The following is a 660-nucleotide window of genomic DNA, read 5'->3' as shown; positions in this document are numbered from 1 at the left end:
ATTAGGTTATAACCGCGTAAAGATGGGGGCGCTGGGCGCCCCCGGGTTCTCAGATCCGGAAACTCCCCACCAATTGCTTCAACCGGCCGGCCTGCTGCGCCAGTTGATCGCAGTGGCGCAGGGTTTCGTTAAGGTTCTCTACCCCTTGCTGGTTCAGCGCATTGATTTGGGTAATGTCCAGATTGAGGCTTTCGACCACGGCGGTCTGCTCTTCGGTAGCGGTGGCCACCGACTGGTTCATGCCATCGATTTCGCCAATGCGCACGGTCACGCTGTCCAGCCGTTCGCCGGCCTGATTGGCGATCTGCATGCTGTCGGTGCTGTGGCGCTGGCTCTGATCCATGGTTTCCACCGATGCGCGGGCACCCACCTGCAGTTCTTCGATCATGGCCTGCACCTGTTGCGCCGATTCCTGGGTGCGGTGGGCCAGGTTGCGTACCTCATCGGCCACCACGGCGAAACCACGCCCGGCTTCACCGGCGCGGGCCGCTTCGATGGCGGCGTTCAATGCCAGCAGGTTGGTCTGCTGGGAGATACTGGTAATCACTTCCAGAATCTGGCCGATGTTCACGGTTTTGCTGTTGAGGGTCTCGATGTGTTCGCTGGAAGTGACGATCAGGTCCGAGAGCCGGTTCATCGCCGCAATGTTGCGCTCGACCA

Annotated in this window: 1 protein-coding gene; it reads right to left on the bottom strand. The window is 60.5% G+C overall.

Annotated elements, in window-relative coordinates; translation table 11 throughout:
• Positions 1–49 precede the first annotated feature (49 nt).
• Positions 50–660, bottom strand: a 611-nt coding sequence (locus tag QWI17_RS23520) for a methyl-accepting chemotaxis protein (protein ID WP_302724984.1), incomplete at its 5' end; no start/stop codon positions are given.

Source organism: Gilvimarinus gilvus, assembly GCF_030518155.1.
GTDB classification, from domain to species: domain Bacteria; phylum Pseudomonadota; class Gammaproteobacteria; order Pseudomonadales; family Cellvibrionaceae; genus Gilvimarinus; species Gilvimarinus gilvus.
The sequence above is the reverse complement of the archived record's forward strand: the minus strand, read 5'-3'. Positions and strand labels throughout refer to the sequence as shown.